The 389-nt window shown below is 71.2% G+C and carries 1 protein-coding gene; it reads right to left on the reverse strand.

Features of this window, described 5'->3' with window-relative positions; genetic code table 11:
- Positions 1–389: free L-methionine (R)-S-oxide reductase MsrC (locus FLQ44_RS22805; RefSeq protein ID WP_147696175.1), on the reverse strand; the 389-nt coding region annotated here is incomplete at both ends.

The raw sequence follows: 389 nt of genomic DNA on the forward strand, positions 1-389 counted from the left end.
GTCGATGTCGAGCACGCCGACCAGCTGCTCGCCCTTGAACATCGGCACCACCACCTCGGAGCGAGAGGCCGAGTCGCAGGGGATGTGCCCGGGAAAGGCATCGACATCGTCGACGCGCTGGGTGCGGCCGGTGGCGGCGGCGGTGCCGCAGACGCCGCGGCCGAGCGCGATGCGTACGCAGGCCGGCTTGCCCTGGAAAGGCCCGACCACCAGCTCGCGGCCGTCGTAGAAGTAGAAGCCCAGCCAGTTCAGGTCGGGCAGCGCATGGAAGGCCAGCGCCGACAGGTTGGCGGCGTTGGCGACGCGGTCGTGCTCACCGGCCAGCAGGGCCCGGGCCTGCTCGACCAGGGCGGCATACTGTTCCGGCTTGGAACCGGTCAGGGCAGCGG

This window comes from Vogesella mureinivorans (assembly GCF_007644035.1).
GTDB lineage: Bacteria > Pseudomonadota > Gammaproteobacteria > Burkholderiales > Chromobacteriaceae > Vogesella > Vogesella mureinivorans.